Raw genomic sequence first — 15,243 nt, forward strand, 5'->3', positions numbered from 1 at the left:
TGACCTTGGCTGCAGCGGTGTAACGCTTCCCAGGTTGTTCCCGATTGAGGCGAAAGCAAGACAAGACCGCCGCGAGAACCCGCAGGTCTTGCACAGACCTCGCGAAGAATTTCTGCAGTTCGAGGCAGTTAGCGTCTCCCTGCCTCATGCCTGCCCCGCAAATGTCACTGCTGGCATGACCCCGATACGCTCCCAACAGCGGTCTTTCGGCCCCAGCGGGGTGGCGATAGACTGCGTCGGTCCGAGTCTGGAGGACCCCGCAGCCAGGAGACCAACGTGCTCGATCAGATCGCCGATACTTCCGCTTCTGCCGCAGGGCAGGCCCGCGCTTCCGCCTTCCCGCCGGGCGTCGCCTGGATCGACGGGCGTTTCGTTTCGATGGAGGAGGCGCGAATCCCGGTCCTGGACTGGGGCTTCCTGCGCTCGGATGCCACCTACGACGTGGTGCATGTCTGGCAGGGCAAATTCTTCCGCCTGGACGCCCACGTCGAGCGCTTCCAGCGCTCGGTGGAGAAGCTGCGCATGCAGCTTCCGTTCGAGCGTGCGGAACTGGAAGCGATCCTGCACGCCTGCGTCCGGCGCGCCGGCTTGCGCGACGCCTATGTGGAGATGATCTGCACCCGCGGGCACTCCCCGGACTTCAGTCGCGATCCGCGCAAGGCCATCAATCGCTTCATCGCCTTCGCCATCCCCTTCGGCTGGATCGCCACCGAGGAGCAGCGTCGGCGTGGCCTCTCACTGTGGGTGGCGTCTATCCCGCGCATCCCGCCGGCCTCGGTGGATCCGACGGTGAAGAACTATCACTGGCTCGACCTGGTGCAGGGCATGTTCGAGGCCTACGACAACAATGCCGAAAGCGTCGTACTCAGCGACGGCGCCGGCCACATCACGGAAGGACCGGGGTTCAACCTCTTCGCGGTGAAGGATGGCCGGGTCTACACCACGGACCGAGGCGTGCTGGAAGGCATCACCCGGCGCACCGCTCTGGAACTCTGTGCAGAGTTGGGCCTGGAGACAGAGGTGGCACCGCTGCCGCTGGAGACGCTGCGCGGCGCCGATGAGGCCTTCATCACCTCCACCGCCGGCGGGATCATGCCGGTGGGCCAACTGGACGGCAAAGCCTATCCGCAGCCCTGCCCCGGCGCTGTAACCAGCGCGCTGAGCGAGCTCTATTGGGCCAAGCACCAGGATCCGGCCTGGACCACGCCGGTGAACTATGACGGTGATCTATGACGGCGTCAGCCAACAGCGGAAAGTGAAGCGCAATGCGCAAGACGGTTACCTACTATCTCGCCCTGGTCTCGCCCTGGGCATACCTCGGTTCGCAGCGTTTCACCGATCTGGTGACACGCTATGACGCCCAGGTCCAGATCCGCCCCATCGACCTGAGCGAGGTCTTCCCGAAGACTGGCGGACTCCCTCTGGCCAAACGGGCGCCGGCGCGTCAGGCCTATCGGCTGCAGGAACTTGAGCGCTGGCGGGAGGAGCGCGGCCTGCCGCTCACCCTGCACCCACGCCACTTCCCCTCGCCGGAGCAGACGGCGGCACACATGGTGATTGCCGCTGACCTGGCCGGAGCCAACGCCCTGGCCCTGGCCCATGCCATGCTGCGCGCCGTCTGGGCCGAGGAACGCAACATCGACGACGAGGAGACCTTGCGGGCCGTCGCCGATGAGCAGGGCTTGGACGGCGCCAACCTTCTGGCACAGGCAAAGGAGCCGGAGATCGCCGCGCGACGCAACGCCTACTCCGCACAGGCGCTGGAGGACGGAGTGTTCGGCGTCCCCAGCTATCTGATCGACGACGAACTCTTCTGGGGACAGGATCGCCTCGATTTCGTCGAGGCACGCCTCAAGGGGTGAGTTATCGTGTCGCGGGATATACCGCGACCTTTTCCATTGACGGCGATGAGGCTAGTGTCCCCTCAGTCACCTGAGGGGATGGGACCATGGTCGACACGGCCGAGGCTTTGACGATCGAAGCGCGCAATCTGAGATTCGGTATCGAGGCGGCGCCTGATCCGGACTGGTTCGAGAAGGATCCGAAGCGTTCCGCCTACTGCGATGCGCTGTCGATCTTTTTCCCGGAAGGTGAACGCTTCTTCATCACGTCGGTGCAGCACTATCTGCCCAAGATCAAAGATCCGACGCTGCAGGCGCAGGCCAAGCAGTTCTGCATCCAGGAAGCGATGCACACACGCGAGCACCGCGCCTACAACGAGGGACTGCGCAAGCTGGGCTATCCCGTCGATCTGATGGAGGAGCGCGTCAAAGTCGCCCTCGCGAAGGTCACGAGTCCGCTTAAGCGTCTGGCACTCACCGCCGCCATCGAGCACTTGACGGCGACACTCGCCCACCTGGTCCTGAACGACCTGCGGATCCTCGCAAACGCCCCGAAGGCCTACCACGATCTCTGGACGTGGCATTGCCTCGAGGAGATGGAGCACAAGGCAGTGGCCTATGACGTGCTGATGCAGGTCACCAAGGACATGCCAGCCTACAAGCGCTACCTGCTGCGTTGCATTCCCCTGGCCATCGTCACCAGAAACCTGCACCGCATCCTCCTCACCAACGTCAAAGAGATCTTGCAGACCCGCGGCATTCCGACAGGCCGAAAGCACTCTTTTCATGTGCTGTGGGTCATGTTCGGCAGACCGGGCTATTATCGCCGCGCCCTGGGTTACTATCTCCGCTACTATCGCCCCGGCTTCCACCCCTGGAAGGGCGATGACGGCAGCGCCGCGGAGCCCTGGCGGGCATATTTCAGTGGCTACAGCGAAACCTCGGCCTGATGCTTTCGCGCGCCTACAAGTCGTTCCTGGGTGCCATCAACCGCGGCAGCCTGCCCTCTGGACTGCAGAAGCGCGTGTGGCGCTGGTGGTATCAGGGCCTCGCCGTTGGCTGGCGCGACCGCCAGTGGACCTTCATGAACTACGGCTGGCTGCCGCCCGAAGACGTCTCACCCTTTCCACTCGAGCCCGCGGACGAGCCCGATCGCTGCTTTATCGGGCTCTATCACCTCCTGGCAAGTTCTCTCGACCCGGAAGGCAAGCGGGTGCTGGAGGTGGGCTCGGGGCGCGGAGGCGGCAGCTCCTATCTCGCCCGCTACCACCGGCCGGATGAGGTTGTCGGGATCGACTTCTCCGCGGCCACGGTGCGCTTGGCTCGTCGCTTGAACAGCGGGGTTCCCGGATTGAGCTTCCAGCAAGGTGATGCGGAAAAGCTCCCCTTTCCGGACGGAAGTTTCGACGCCGTGGTCAATGTGGAATCCTCGCACTGCTACGGTGACGTGCCCGCCTTTCTCCGCGAGGTGGAACGTGTGCTGCGGCCGGGAGGGCGCTTCGGCTGGGTCGACATCCGGGGCAAGGGCATGATGCCGGCGACCCGCGAAGCCTTTACAAACAGCCGCCTGGTGCCCCTGGTGGAAAAGGACATCACACAGGACGTGCTGCGCGCCCTGGACGCCATGCACGAGCGCAAGAGCAAGCTCATTGATTCCCTGCGCCTCGGGCGTGCCGTTGCGCGGCAGTTCTCCGCCACCAAGGACTCCGCCCTCTACGCCTCGCTCAAGGCCGGGAAGGTCTGCTACCTCTGCAAGGTGCTGGAGAAGCCCGGCGAAGAAGCTTCAGCAGGCATTGACGGGCGGCAGAAGCCGGCCTAGCCTCATGGTCATGCGAAACGTCGCCTACACAGCGATTCTGCGAATTAGCGACCCGGCGCCCTTCGGGCGACCGGGCTCTGCCGATTCCAGTTTTTCGTTGTGTATGGAGACGACGCATCATGTCCGCCACTAGCGGCCTTACCACCTCCCCCCTTCCCTTCCCCGCGCATTCCCTCTCAGCCCAGCACACTGGCGCCAGACACGCGCCTGCGTCGCAGGAGCAGGTCTTCTGTTTCGCCATCCAGGCCGCGGCCGAGCCGGGCGTGATGCCCCGCGTGCTGGAGTTGCTGGCCAAGCGGGGGCTGGTGCCCCTGCGCTGGCACGCCGACCGGATCGGCGTTCAGGGCGACGAGCTCGCCATCGACATGCAGGTGACCGGCCTGGACGCTCACACCAGCGACTACATGGCCCGCTGCCTGCGGCAGATCTATGGCGTGGAGACGGTCCTGACGTCGGAAAAGAACCTGGGCTGACGCGAGCGACCTTCGCTACTCGTCCCCGGAGCGCTGACGCAAGCGCTTGACCGTCGAGCGCTTGCGCTTGCTTTCCAGCCTCCGCCGTTTTGATGCCAACGTCGGGCGCGTCGGCCGGCGCGTCCGTGGCGCCACAACCGCCCGGCGCAGCAGCGCAACCAGACGCTCCAGCGCATCCTCGCGATTGCGCTCCTGACTGCGAAAGCGCTGCGCGGTTATCACCAGGACGCCGTCCTTGGTCATGCGTTGCCCGGCCAGACGCCGCAGGCGTGCGCGCACTGCCTCGGGCAAACTCGGAGAGCCGCCGGCATCGAAGCGCAGCTGCACCGCGGTGGCCACCTTGTTGACGTTCTGCCCGCCGGGGCCCGAGGAGCGCACAAAGCTCTCTTCGATCTCCGCCTCGTCGATGGACAGGCTGTCTGTGATCCTGATCACGGGCGCAGCCTGACTATCCTCGCCGGCGACGGCCTTCGCGACGCCGGCTGTCCGGGTCGGGGCCCTCGCCGCGCCCGCCGGCGCTGATTGCGCCCAGGCTGGCCTCGATCTCCGCAAGCCCGGGACGCTCCCCGCGCGACGTTTCCTCAAGCGCCCGGCGCATCGCCATCACATGCACCGGCGTGGTGCCGCAGCAGCCACCGATGATGCGCGCTCCGGCGTCGCGGGCCAGCACGGCGTAGCGTGCCATGAGCTCGGGCGTGCCGTTGTAGCGCACCTCCCCGTCGACGAACTCGGGAATGCCGCAGTTCGCCTTGGCGACCAGGACATCCTCCGGCTTCGCTGCCTCGGCCATGGCCAGGAGCGCCGCCACCAACTCGGCCGCGCCTGTGCCGCAGTTGCCGCCGAAGGCCAGCGGCGGATGGGCATTGGCGCGCAGCAAGTCCGGCAGCTGCGCCGGCGTGACCCCCATCATGGTCCGGCCGTTGGTGTCAAAGGAGACGGTGCAGACCGCAGGCAGGCCGGCAGCCGCCGCCCCTTCCAGGGCCGCCGCCATCTCTTCCGGCGCACTCATGGTCTCGATCCAGGCCACGTCCGCCCCGCCCTCGGCCAATCCCTCGCACTGGGCCTGAAAGGCGGCCACGCCTTCCTCATGGGTCAGAGGACCAAGCGGCACGAAAAGATCGCCCGTCGGCCCCACCGAGCCGGCGCAAACCACTTCGCGCCCGCTGGCCTCGATCTCCTGCTTCAGCAGCCGCGCGGCCGCCGCATTGATCTCGCGCACCTGCCCTTCGGCTCCGTGCAGCTTCAGGCGGTTGGCCGTTCCGCCGAAGCTGTTGGTGAGAACGAGGTCGGAACTGGCCTCAATGAAGGCGCGATAATGCGCGCTCACCTTGCCCGGTTCCTGGAGGTTCCACAGCTCCGGCGAATCGCCGTGCTGGAGCCCCATGGCAAAGAGATTGGTGCCAGTGGCCCCGTCGGCCAGCAACCAGGGGCGCTCGGCGAGCAGGCGTTGCAGCAGGTCAGACATAGTCTCTCCGGTAACAGCGGACCGTTCTCCAGACGAGCACTGGAGTTGGACGCAATCAAGCGGGAACCGGCCCGGTTCATTCCAATCGCGGCATGCCCTAGCGGTACGACGGCTGCCGATCCCCTGCAAGGGTGCATCAGGGAGCTTGCAGCCCGCGCTCCTCGTAAAGATCGGCACGCGTGGGCGGCAGTGGCGCGGAACCATCGGCGGCGAGGCGCGTCGCCACGGTCTGGAAAAGCCGCAAGGGTCCCTGGTCGAAGCCGAGTGCAACGCCGGCCAGATAGGCCAGCCACATACGATAGCGCTCCGCCCCGACCAGCGCGACAGCCTCGGCGCGCTGCGCCGCTAGCCGCTCATACCAGAGAGCGCAGGTGCGCGCGTAATGCCGGCGCAGTCCCTCGACGTCATGCACCTCGAAGCCGGCCGCCTCCATCTGCTGGGCCGTATGCCCAATATGATCGAGCTCCGAGCCGGGGAAGATGTACTTCAGAATCACGCGCTTGCCGCCGCTGATACGGCCGAATTTGCGCTGCTTGCCCTTGGCGCGGCGGGTGATGCCGTGATTGAGGAAAACGCCACCGTCCGCCAACAGATCGCGAATCTTGCGGAAATAGGCGGGATAGCCGGCGATGCCGACGTGCTCGTACATGCCGATGCTGGCGATCTTGTCCCAGCGGCCCTCCAGATTGCGGTAGTCCTCCAGTTGGATGGTCACGCGATCCTGCAGACCGAGTGCCGCAACCTTGTGCTGTGCAAAGTCGAACTGCTCCTGGGACAGGGTCACACCGTGGGCTTCCACGCCGTAGTGCTGCGCAGCATGACACAGCAGCGCGCCCCAGCCGCAACCGATATCGAGGAAGCGCTCGCCCGGCTGCAGGCGCAGCTTGCGGCAGATGAGGTCAAGTTTGTCGCGCTGGGCCTGCTCGAGCGGTGTCTCCCAGCTCCTGAAGTAGGCACAGGAGTAGACCATCTCCGGATCGAGGAAGAGCGCGTAGAAGTCGTTGCTGACATCGTAGTGGAACTGTACCAACCGCTTGTCGTCGCGACGCGCCCGATCCTTCGCCTCCTCGTCGCCGCCATAGGCGTGCTGCACCTGCCCAACGGGCCCGCGCGCCGTCAGCAGCGGCAGCATGGCCGACCACGGCAGCCCCCGCAGCAGCGCACCCAGGCTGGGCCGTGCGCGCTTGCGCCCCTGCCGGAGCAAGGTGAAGAGTTGGATAAGGTTGAGGCCTTCCGCTTCCAGACCGCCCTTGGCATAGACCCGGAAGAGTGTGTCCAACGAGGGCCGGCGCAGCAGCGCACCAAGCACCTCGGGACCCGTCACAAGAATGTGCCCCTGTGCCGCCTCTTCCGCCCCCAGTGCGACCGTGCTGCCATCCCAAAGGCGTACGCTTAGCGGCAACTCCGCTTTCGCAGCGACAAAGGCAAGCAACCGCCTTGCTGCCTGAAGGCGGGCGGAATCGGACAACGGCGCCGGCATGACGACTCCTCAAAACTGGCAAACGCTAGCAGCAGGCTAAACCAGATCGTGTTCCAACCGAACCGAAAGTTGGCGCGTGGCGCGCGCGGCCACCGCACATTGTCATCTGCGATGCCACAGTCGGAATCAGCCGGCGAGCCGGGTTTCCGCCCGGCCCAGCAGCCCGCGATAGATCTCCTCGTCACCGCAGATACCGGCCAGGCGGCCCTCACCGTCGACGAGAACCACAGGATGACCGCTGGCCTGGCGCAGCACCAGCGCATCGCGCAGGGTCAAATCGAGCGGCGCCAGAATGACGGTCGCATCGGCAAGGAAACCCGGACCGCGGCCCGGTTCCCATGTCAGCAACTTGCCTTCGGCGCCATCCAGGGAAAGCCATGCAGGCCGGCCGCGATGGTCGAGATGCAGGCGCAAGCGCCCCTCCCGGTCGAGCAGCACCGCCTCATCCTCCCGGCGCAGCTCACGCGCCGGAGTCATAAGCGATGCGCCACGGAGCACGTTGAGCGGGTTCATGTGCGCCACGAACTCCGCCACGTATTCGCTGGCGGGATTGAGCACGATTTCCTCGGCGGCCCCCGCCTGAACGATGCGACCATCTTCCATGATGGCGATGCGATTGCCCAACTTCATGGCTTCGTCGAGATCGTGGCTGACGAAAACGATGGTCTTGTGGAGCTTCTGCTGCAGGTCGAGCAGTTCGTCCTGCAATCGGGTGCGGATCAGGGGATCGAGCGCCGAAAAGGGCTCGTCCATCAGCAGAATGTCGGCATCCGTGGCAAAGGCGCGGGCCAGGCCCACGCGCTGCTGCATGCCGCCCGAAAGCTCGTGCGCGTGCTTGTCGCCCCAGTCCTGCAGACCGACCAACTGGAGTTTCTCTTCGACAACGACGTCGCGCCGGGCCTTGTCCATACCGCGCAGTTCGAGGCCGAAGCCCACATTCTCGCGCACGGTACGCCAGGGCAGCAATGCGAACTGCTGAAAGACCATGCCGATCCTGCGCGTGCGCAACTCGCGCAGGGTCCGGCGATCGCAGGTGGCGACGTCTACCTGCCGCCCCTGATGTGCGACCAGCACCCGGCCGCGGGTGACGGGATTGAGCCGATTGACCGCGCGCAACAGGCTGGATTTTCCCGAGCCGGAGAGGCCCATCAGCACGCAGATCTCGCCTTTCGGCACCTCGAGGCTGGCGTTGGCCACGCCGACCACGGTCTCCGTTTCGGCGAGAATCTCGCCCCGGGTTCGGCCAGCGTCGAGCAGCGGCAGCGCGGTCTGCGGCTGTTCACCGAAAACGATGTCGACCTTGTCGAAGGCGATTGCGGGGAAGTCGGCCACGGCTCAGTCCTCTTCCCGGCGCTTGCAGACCCGGTCCAGCAGGATGGCGAGGATGACGATGGCGAGACCGGCCTCGAAGCCCATGCCGATGTTGACCGTGTTGAGCGCGCGCACAACCGGTTGGCCGAGCCCCGCTGCGCCCACCAGCGCGGCAATCACCACCATCGAGAGGCTGAGCATGATGCACTGGGTCAGGCCCGCCATGATGGTCGGCAGTGCGTGGGGCAGCTCGACCTTCCAGAGCAGTTGGCGCGGCGTGGCGCCGAAAGCCTCACCGGCCTCCAGGAGCTGTCGGGGCACTGAGGCGATACCCAACTGCGTCAGGCGAATCGGCGCCGGAATGGCGAAGATGATGGTCGAGATCAGGCCCGGCACCACCCCCAGCCCGAACAGGATCAGCGTCGGGATCAGATAGACGAAGGTGGGGATCGTCTGCATCAGATCGAGCACGGGTCGGATGGCCGTGTACAGCCATGGCCGATGCGCCGAGGCAATGCCCACCGGCACGCCGACGAGCATGCAAAAGAAGGTGGCGAAGAGCACCAGGGCGAGCGTCTCGATCGTCGCTTCCCAGTAGCCGAGATTGACGATCAGCAGCAGCGAAAGGACGAGCAACACCACCAGCTTGCGGGAGCGCTGTACCCACCATGCAAGCGCTGCGAAAAGCGCGATGAGCAGCAGCGGCGGGAACCAGGCCATGATGTCGATCAGCCCGCCGACCAGAAAGGCCAGCACGTCGGAGATCAGCTGGAAAACCCAGTCCGCCTCCTCGTTCAGCAGATCGACGAAATCGCGAATCCAACGACCCAAAGGGATCTTGTGGTCGGTGATCCAGCTTTCCATGCCCCAGCCCCCGTCGCGTACCGCTTACAGCCCCAGGTGCGCCCGCACTGCCGGAAGCCCCTCTTCATCGCCGAGCGTGCTCACGCCCTCGAGCCAGTCTTCGAGCACCTCGGGATTGTCGGTCAGCCAGGCTTGCGCGGCCTGCTCCGGCACTTCGCCGTCATCCAGGATGGCGGCCATGATCTCATTCTCCATTTCCAGCGAGAAGCGGAGGTTCTCCAGGAAGGCGCCGACGTTCGGGCATTCCTCGGTGTAGCCGGCGCGCACGTTGGTGTAGACCGTGGCGCCGCCGTAGTCGGGACCGAACCAGTCATCGCCGCCATCGAGGTAAACTAGGTCGTGGTTGGCGTTCATGGGATGCGGTTCCCAGCCCAGGAAGACCACGGCCTGGTCCCGGCGCGCCGCGCGCGACACCTGCGCCAGCATGCCCTGTTCACTGGATTCAACGAGGTCGAAGTCACCCAGGCCGAAGGCGTCGGCCTCGATCATCTCAAGGATCAGGCGGTTGCCATCGTTGCCGGGCTCGATGCCATAGATCTGGCCGTCGAGTTCCTCACTGAAGTCGGCGATGTCGGCAAAGTCCGTCAGGCCCGCTTCCGCCGTCGGCGCCAGGGTCGCAAGCGTGTACTTGGCGCCCTCGAGATTGGGGTCCAGCACCTCCACCGAGCCATCCTCGCGATAGGGCGCAATGTCGCCCTCCATGGTGGGCATCCAGTTGCCGAGGAAGACGTCGATGTCCCCGTTGCTCAATGAGGCATAGGTCACCGGCACCGCCAGCACCTGGGTGCGCGGGGTGTAGCCCAGACCTTCGAGCACGACCGTGGCCGTGGCCGTGGTCGCGGTAATGTCGGTCCAACCGACGTCGGAGAAGCGGACCGTCTGGCAGCTCTCGGGATCGGCAGCCAGGGCGCCGCCGGCAGAAAGCCCGGCAGAAAGCAGGGTGGCGGCCATGAGCGCGGCCGCGAAGCGTCCGGATTTGAGCATTCTCTGTGCCTCCGCTGTTTTTCATACTGTGCCGCCTTATGGCGAGCTGAGTCCCTATGAAACGGGTTTTTGATTGAACAATCAATAAAGAATATCCTAGTCTCTTGCTTCAGTCGTCGGAATCCGGGAGCCGAGGTCGCGATGCCCAAGGTGGGAGTGGAGGAGCTTCGTCGCCGGCAGTTGATCGCTGCCACGATCGAATCCATTCATGACGTCGGCTTTGCCGCGACCACGCTGCAGTCCATCAGCCGCCGCGCGGGCGTCTCCTCGGGCTTGGTGGCACACTACTTCCGGGACAAGAACGGCCTGCTGGAAGCCACCCTGCGCAGCCTGGCCAGCGATCTCAGCGCCAGCATCGTTGCCAAGCTGCGCCGGGCGCGAACGCCCCGGGCACGCCTGGAAGCCGTCATTTCCGGCCTACTGGCACCGGAGCAGTTCGAGCCGCGCATCGCCCGTGTCTGGCTTGCTTTCTGGGGCCAGCTCACCCATTCGCCGGGCCTCAAGCGCGTGCAGCATGTCTATGAGCAGCGACTGCTGTCCAACCTGCGCTATGCCCTGCGTTCGCTTCTGCCGGGCGAGGAAGCGGAGCGCCAGGCAATCGCCCTGGCGGCCATGATCGACGGCCTCTGGCTGCGGGCCGCCCTGTCCCGGGACACACCCCAGGCGGAGCAGTCACAGCGGCTCTGCCTGCAGTTCGTCGACACCCTACTGCGGCGCGAGCGGCTGCCCTGCCCCGCCGCCTGACATCAAAGAGAGACCAAGAGCATGACTGACACCGGCATTCTCGAAGCCTGGATCGACGGCGCCTACCGGCCCGCCACGACCGACTGTTTCGAAACCCTGAACCCCGCGACCGGCGAAATCTTGGCGCAAGTGCGCATCGCCGGAGAGGCCGAGGTCGAGGCGGCCGTGGCGGCCGCCCGCCGCGGCTTTGCGGTCTGGTCGGCAATGACCGGTGCCGAACGTGGTCGGATACTGACCCGCGCGGCCCAACTGCTGCGGGCCCGCAACGGCGAGCTGGCACGGCTGGAAACCCTGGACACCGGCAAGCCGATCCAGGAAACGGAAGCCGTCGACATCCACTCTGGCGCTGACTGCCTGGAGTATTTCGGCGGCCTGGCGGCGAGCCTCACCGGTGAGCACATCGACCTGGGCAGCGCCTTTGCCTACACCCGGCGCGAACCGCTGGGCATCTGCGCCGGCATCGGCGCCTGGAACTATCCCATGCAGATCGCCTGCTGGAAGGCAGCGCCGGCGCTGGCCTGCGGCAACGCCATGATCTTCAAGCCGGCGGAGCTGACCCCCCTAACCGCCCTGAAACTGGCGGAGGTCTTCGCCGAAGCCGGCATGCCGCCGGGGGTCTTCAACGTGGTGCAGGGCTTTGCCGAGACCGGCCAACGACTCACGCGCCACCCCGGCATCGCCAAAGTCTCGCTGACCGGCGAAGTGGGCACCGGCATCAAGGTGATGACCGATGCCGCCGCCAGCCTGAAGCACGTGACACTGGAACTCGGCGGCAAGTCGCCGCTCATTGTCTTCGATGACGCCGAGGTGGACCGGGCGGTCAGCGGCGCCATGCTCGGCAATTTCTATTCGGCCGGCGAAGTCTGCTCCAACGGCACCCGCGTCTTCGTGCAGCGGAAACTGCTCGACACCTTCCTGGAGCGTTTGGTGGAGCGCACCCGTAACATGATCATCGGCGATCCACTCGATCCGGCAACGCAAGTCGGCGCCCTGATCGGCGAGGAGCACATGCAGAAGGTTCTGGGCTGCATCGAACAGGGCAAAGCCGAAGGCGCCGAGATCGTGATCGGCGGCAAGCGCGTGACCGAAGGCGCCCTCGCCCGCGGCGCCTTCGTCGAGCCCACGGTCTTCGCCGGCTGCCGGGATGAGATGAGCATCGTGCGAGAGGAGATCTTCGGTCCGGTCATGTCGGTGCTGGCCTTCGACGAGGAAGAGGAAGTCATCGAGCGCGCCAACGCCACGCCCTATGGCCTCGCCGCCGGGGTCTTCACCCGCGACCTCACCCGTGCCCACCGCACGGTCGCCCGCCTGCAGGCGGGCACCTGCTGGATCAATAACTACAACATCACCCCGATCGAAATGCCTTTCGGCGGCGTCAAGCTCTCCGGCATCGGCCGCGAGAACGGCAAGGCCGCCATCGAGCACTACAGCCAACTCAAGTCGGTCTATGTGGAACTGGGTGAGGTGGAGTGCCCCTACTGATGAGTGCCAAGAACTACGACTACATCATTGTCGGCGCCGGCTCGGCCGGCTGCGTGCTCGCCAGTCGCCTGTCGGAAGACCCGGATGTGAGTGTGCTGGTGCTCGAGGCCGGTCCCAAGGACCGCTCGATCTTCATCCATATGCCCGCGGCACTTGCCTACCCGCTCGCGAACGACAAGTTCAATTGGTACTACAACAGCGAGCCCGAGCCTTTCATGGACGGCCGCTCGCTCTATTGTCCGCGCGGGCGCGTGCTCGGCGGCTCCTCCTCGATCAATGGCATGGCCTACGTCCGCGGCCATGCCCGCGACTACGATCGTTGGGGCCAGCACGGCTTGCCCGGCTGGAACTATGCGGACTGCTTGCCCTACTTCAAGCGCGCGCAGAGCCATGAACTGGGGCCGGACGACTACCGCGGCGGCGAAGGCCCCTTGCAGGTCTCCGCCGGCAAGATGGAGAATCCCCTGTTCAAGGCCTGGGTGGAAGCGGGCCGCCAGGCCGGCTACGCCGTGACCGAGGATATGAACGGCCATCGTCAGGAAGGCGTCGGCCGCATGGATATGACCACCCACAAGGGCCGGCGGTGGTCCGCGGCCATGGCCTATCTCTATCCGGCCATGCAGCGCCCGAACGTCACGGTGGAAAGCGGCGTCCTCACCTTGAACCTCATGTTCGAGGGGCAGCGTGCGGTGGGTGTTGAGATCGCACGCGGCAATGAACGCGAAACCCTGCGCGCCAGCCGGGAGGTGATCGTCAGCAGCGGTGCAATCAACTCGCCGCAGTTGCTCCAACTCTCCGGCATCGGCCCGGCGGACCGCCTGCGCGAGCTTGGCATCGAGGTGGTGCAGGACCTGCCGGGCGTGGGCGAGAACCTGCAGGACCACCTTGAGGTTTACGTGCAGCACGCCTGCACCCAGCCGATCAGCCTCTACTCAGCGACGCAGTGGTGGAGCAAGCCCTGGGTCGGGCTGCAGTGGATGCTGTTCAAGTCCGGCCCCGGCGCCAGCAGCCAGTTCGAAGCCGGCGGCTTCATCCGCAGCCGCGCCGGGATCGAGCATCCGAACCTGCAGTATCACTTCCTGCCCATCGCCATGAACTACGACGGCACCAATCCAGTGAAGGGCCATGGATTCCAGGCCCATGTGGGGCCCATGCGCCCCACGGCCCGCGGCCACGTGCGCATCCGCTCCACCGACCCGCGCCAGGCGCCGGAAATCCTGTTCAACTACATGGGCACCGAGAATGACCGGCAGGAGATGCGCGATGCCATCCACCTGACGCGGGAGATCTTCGCCCAGCAGGCCTTCGATCCCTACCGCGGCCCGGAACTGGCGCCCGGACCGGAGGTGAAAACCGACGCGGACATCGATGCCTTCGTGCGCCAGCACGGCGAAAGCGCCTACCACCCCTCCTGCACCTGCCGCATGGGTCCGGACAGCGACGCCATGGCAGTGGTCGACGGCGACGGCCGGGTGCACGGCATGGAGGGGCTGCGCGTGGTGGACGCCTCGATCATGCCGGACATCGTCAGCGGCAACCTGAACGCGCCCACCATCATGTTGGCCGAGAAGCTGGCCGACCGTATCCGTGGCCGCGATCCACTGCCCGCTTCAGAGGCGCCGGTCTGGATCCACCCGGAGTGGGAGAGCAAGCAGCGGTGATCCGTTCTATGATGCGGCTGCACGTGCTCTGCCCTGGACGCTGCTCGCGGAGCTTGGCATAGAGCTCTGGGTAAAGGAGACCGGCATGCCTGATTTCTGGCGCGACAGTGGCTATCACTTCACGACACGAAGCGAAGCGGACTATCTGCTGCCCGCCGACGACTTCCTGCGCGCCTACCTGCAGCGCCCCGAAATGCAGCCTCCGGAGGAGGCCTGTGACGAGGAACGGGCGCTGCACGCCACCCTGCTCAAGAACCCGCGCGAGCGGGTGGGCCAGGCGAGGCTCGCCCGACTGGCTGATCCGGACGGGCGCGATAACTGGCAGATCTGGCTCGCCTTCCGCGACCGCCTGGTGGCGGCCGGCAGCCTGGAAGAGGCCTATCTCTACTATTTCCTCTCGCCGCCGGACGTGAAGGCAGGGGAGTTGCCCGTCCCGCCGCTCTTCCTCGATCAACTGGCGCATGTGATCCTGCGTCACGTCCTCGACGGCGTCGAGGATCCCTTCCGGGCCCGGGCCGGCGAACTCTTCTTCCGGGAACAGATGGTCACCATCGAGGGCGACGCCATCATGCTGGCCGACGCGGAAACGGTGGACATGTATGCGACCACCGGCGGTTTCGGCTCACTGGGCCGCCTGGTGGCGGAGGCGCAAACGCCTCTGCGTTCCGTCGATCTCGAGGTCATGCAGGCCGAGAATGCCGGCGCGTACTGGGAACGGGACAGCCGCCATGATCTCGTGCTCAACCTCAATTTTGCTTCACCCGGTCTCGACGCACTCTGCCGCGTGCTGGAGGCCTGGGTGGCGCATTTCCTGGCCATCGATGTCTCGATCCAGCCGGTCCAGCAGATCAGCGACGAGCGTTGGGTCTGGCATCTGGGCCTGGACAGCGAAGCATCGCAGCTGCTCAACGATCTCTACAACGGCCAGGAAGTGGAGGAAGACCGTCTGCGGCGTCTCCTCTCCCTGTTCCGGCTCGACTTCCGGGACCCCAGCGTGATGGCGGCCAGCGTGTCTGGCCGGCCAGTCTACATGGGCCTGTGCATGACACCGGACGGCCGCCTGCGGCTCAAGCCGCAGAACCTGCTGGTGAACCTGCCTCTGGCCGAGCGGGCCTGAGC

The 15,243-nt window shown here is 65.7% G+C and carries 15 protein-coding genes; 9 read left to right on the forward strand and 6 right to left on the reverse strand.

The window, feature by feature from the left end; translation table 11 throughout:
* Positions 1-276: 276 nt before the first annotated feature.
* The 5 genes from ABZ720_RS13795 (at position 277) to ABZ720_RS13815 (ending at position 4,133) form a co-directional block, all read left to right on the forward strand.
* Positions 277-1,233, forward strand: coding sequence for an aminotransferase class IV (locus tag ABZ720_RS13795; RefSeq protein WP_366556108.1), 957 nt, complete (start codon positions 277-279; stop codon positions 1,231-1,233).
* A 32-nt stretch (positions 1,234-1,265) separates the two neighbouring features.
* A complete protein-coding gene (locus ABZ720_RS13800; protein WP_366556109.1) occupies positions 1,266-1,862 on the forward strand; it encodes a 2-hydroxychromene-2-carboxylate isomerase in 597 nt (198 codons plus the stop codon).
* Between the two features lie 86 nt (positions 1,863-1,948).
* Positions 1,949-2,791, forward strand: a complete 843-nt coding sequence (locus ABZ720_RS13805) for a metal-dependent hydrolase (RefSeq protein ID WP_366556110.1) — start codon at positions 1,949-1,951, stop codon at positions 2,789-2,791.
* On the forward strand, positions 2,791-3,660 hold the full coding sequence (locus tag ABZ720_RS13810) for a class I SAM-dependent methyltransferase (protein WP_366556111.1): 870 nt from the start codon (positions 2,791-2,793) through the stop codon (positions 3,658-3,660). The genes ABZ720_RS13805 and ABZ720_RS13810 overlap by 1 nt, the downstream gene beginning before the upstream one ends.
* A 119-nt stretch (positions 3,661-3,779) precedes the next feature.
* The gene (locus tag ABZ720_RS13815) at positions 3,780-4,133 is read left to right on the forward strand and encodes an ACT-like domain-containing protein (RefSeq protein WP_366556112.1); all 354 of its coding nucleotides are present in this window, start codon (positions 3,780-3,782) and stop codon (positions 4,131-4,133) included.
* Between the two features lie 15 nt (positions 4,134-4,148).
* Here ABZ720_RS13815 and arfB read toward each other — a convergent pair whose 3' ends face one another.
* From arfB to ABZ720_RS13845, 6 genes are all read right to left on the reverse strand, one after another.
* Positions 4,149-4,568 carry an alternative ribosome rescue aminoacyl-tRNA hydrolase ArfB gene (gene arfB / locus ABZ720_RS13820; protein WP_366556113.1) on the reverse strand — a complete coding sequence of 140 codons (420 nt, stop codon included), beginning with the start codon at positions 4,566-4,568 and terminating at the stop codon, positions 4,149-4,151.
* 13 nt (positions 4,569-4,581) lie between these two features.
* Positions 4,582-5,598: a betaine--homocysteine S-methyltransferase gene (bmt, locus tag ABZ720_RS13825; protein ID WP_366556114.1), complete on the reverse strand. Its 1,017-nt coding sequence runs from the start codon at positions 5,596-5,598 to the stop codon at positions 4,582-4,584.
* Positions 5,599-5,734: 136 nt separating this feature from the next.
* Entirely contained in the window at positions 5,735-7,078 is a 1,344-nt protein-coding gene (locus ABZ720_RS13830; protein ID WP_366556115.1) for a class I SAM-dependent methyltransferase, read from the reverse strand.
* A gap of 126 nt (positions 7,079-7,204) precedes the next feature.
* Complete coding sequence (choV, locus tag ABZ720_RS13835) at positions 7,205-8,410, reverse strand: choline ABC transporter ATP-binding protein (RefSeq protein ID WP_366556116.1); 1,206 nt, start codon at positions 8,408-8,410, stop codon at positions 7,205-7,207.
* A 3-nt stretch (positions 8,411-8,413) separates the two neighbouring features.
* Positions 8,414-9,253, reverse strand: coding sequence for a choline ABC transporter permease subunit (choW, locus tag ABZ720_RS13840; protein WP_366556117.1), 840 nt, complete (start codon positions 9,251-9,253; stop codon positions 8,414-8,416).
* Positions 9,254-9,277: 24 nt separating this feature from the next.
* Entirely contained in the window at positions 9,278-10,237 is a 960-nt protein-coding gene (locus ABZ720_RS13845) for a choline ABC transporter substrate-binding protein (RefSeq protein ID WP_366556118.1), read from the reverse strand.
* A gap of 141 nt (positions 10,238-10,378) precedes the next feature.
* Between ABZ720_RS13845 and betI the strand changes: the two genes are divergently transcribed.
* The 4 genes from betI (at position 10,379) to ABZ720_RS13865 (ending at position 15,241) form a co-directional block, all read left to right on the forward strand.
* A complete protein-coding gene (betI, locus tag ABZ720_RS13850) occupies positions 10,379-10,981 on the forward strand; it encodes a transcriptional regulator BetI (RefSeq protein ID WP_366556119.1) in 603 nt (200 codons plus the stop codon).
* Between the two features lie 21 nt (positions 10,982-11,002).
* The gene (gene betB / locus ABZ720_RS13855) at positions 11,003-12,463 is read left to right on the forward strand and encodes a betaine-aldehyde dehydrogenase (RefSeq protein ID WP_366556120.1); all 1,461 of its coding nucleotides are present in this window, start codon (positions 11,003-11,005) and stop codon (positions 12,461-12,463) included.
* Positions 12,463-14,124: a choline dehydrogenase gene (betA, locus tag ABZ720_RS13860; RefSeq protein ID WP_366556121.1), complete on the forward strand. Its 1,662-nt coding sequence runs from the start codon at positions 12,463-12,465 to the stop codon at positions 14,122-14,124. The genes betB and betA overlap by 1 nt, the downstream gene beginning before the upstream one ends.
* Before the next feature lie 85 nt (positions 14,125-14,209).
* Positions 14,210-15,241, forward strand: coding sequence for a DUF6352 family protein (locus ABZ720_RS13865; protein WP_366556122.1), 1,032 nt, complete (start codon positions 14,210-14,212; stop codon positions 15,239-15,241).
* Positions 15,242-15,243 lie beyond the last annotated feature (2 nt).

It is taken from the genome of Aquibaculum sediminis, assembly GCF_040712085.1.
Taxonomy (GTDB): Bacteria; Pseudomonadota; Alphaproteobacteria; order Kiloniellales; family DSM-21159; genus Aquibaculum; species Aquibaculum sediminis.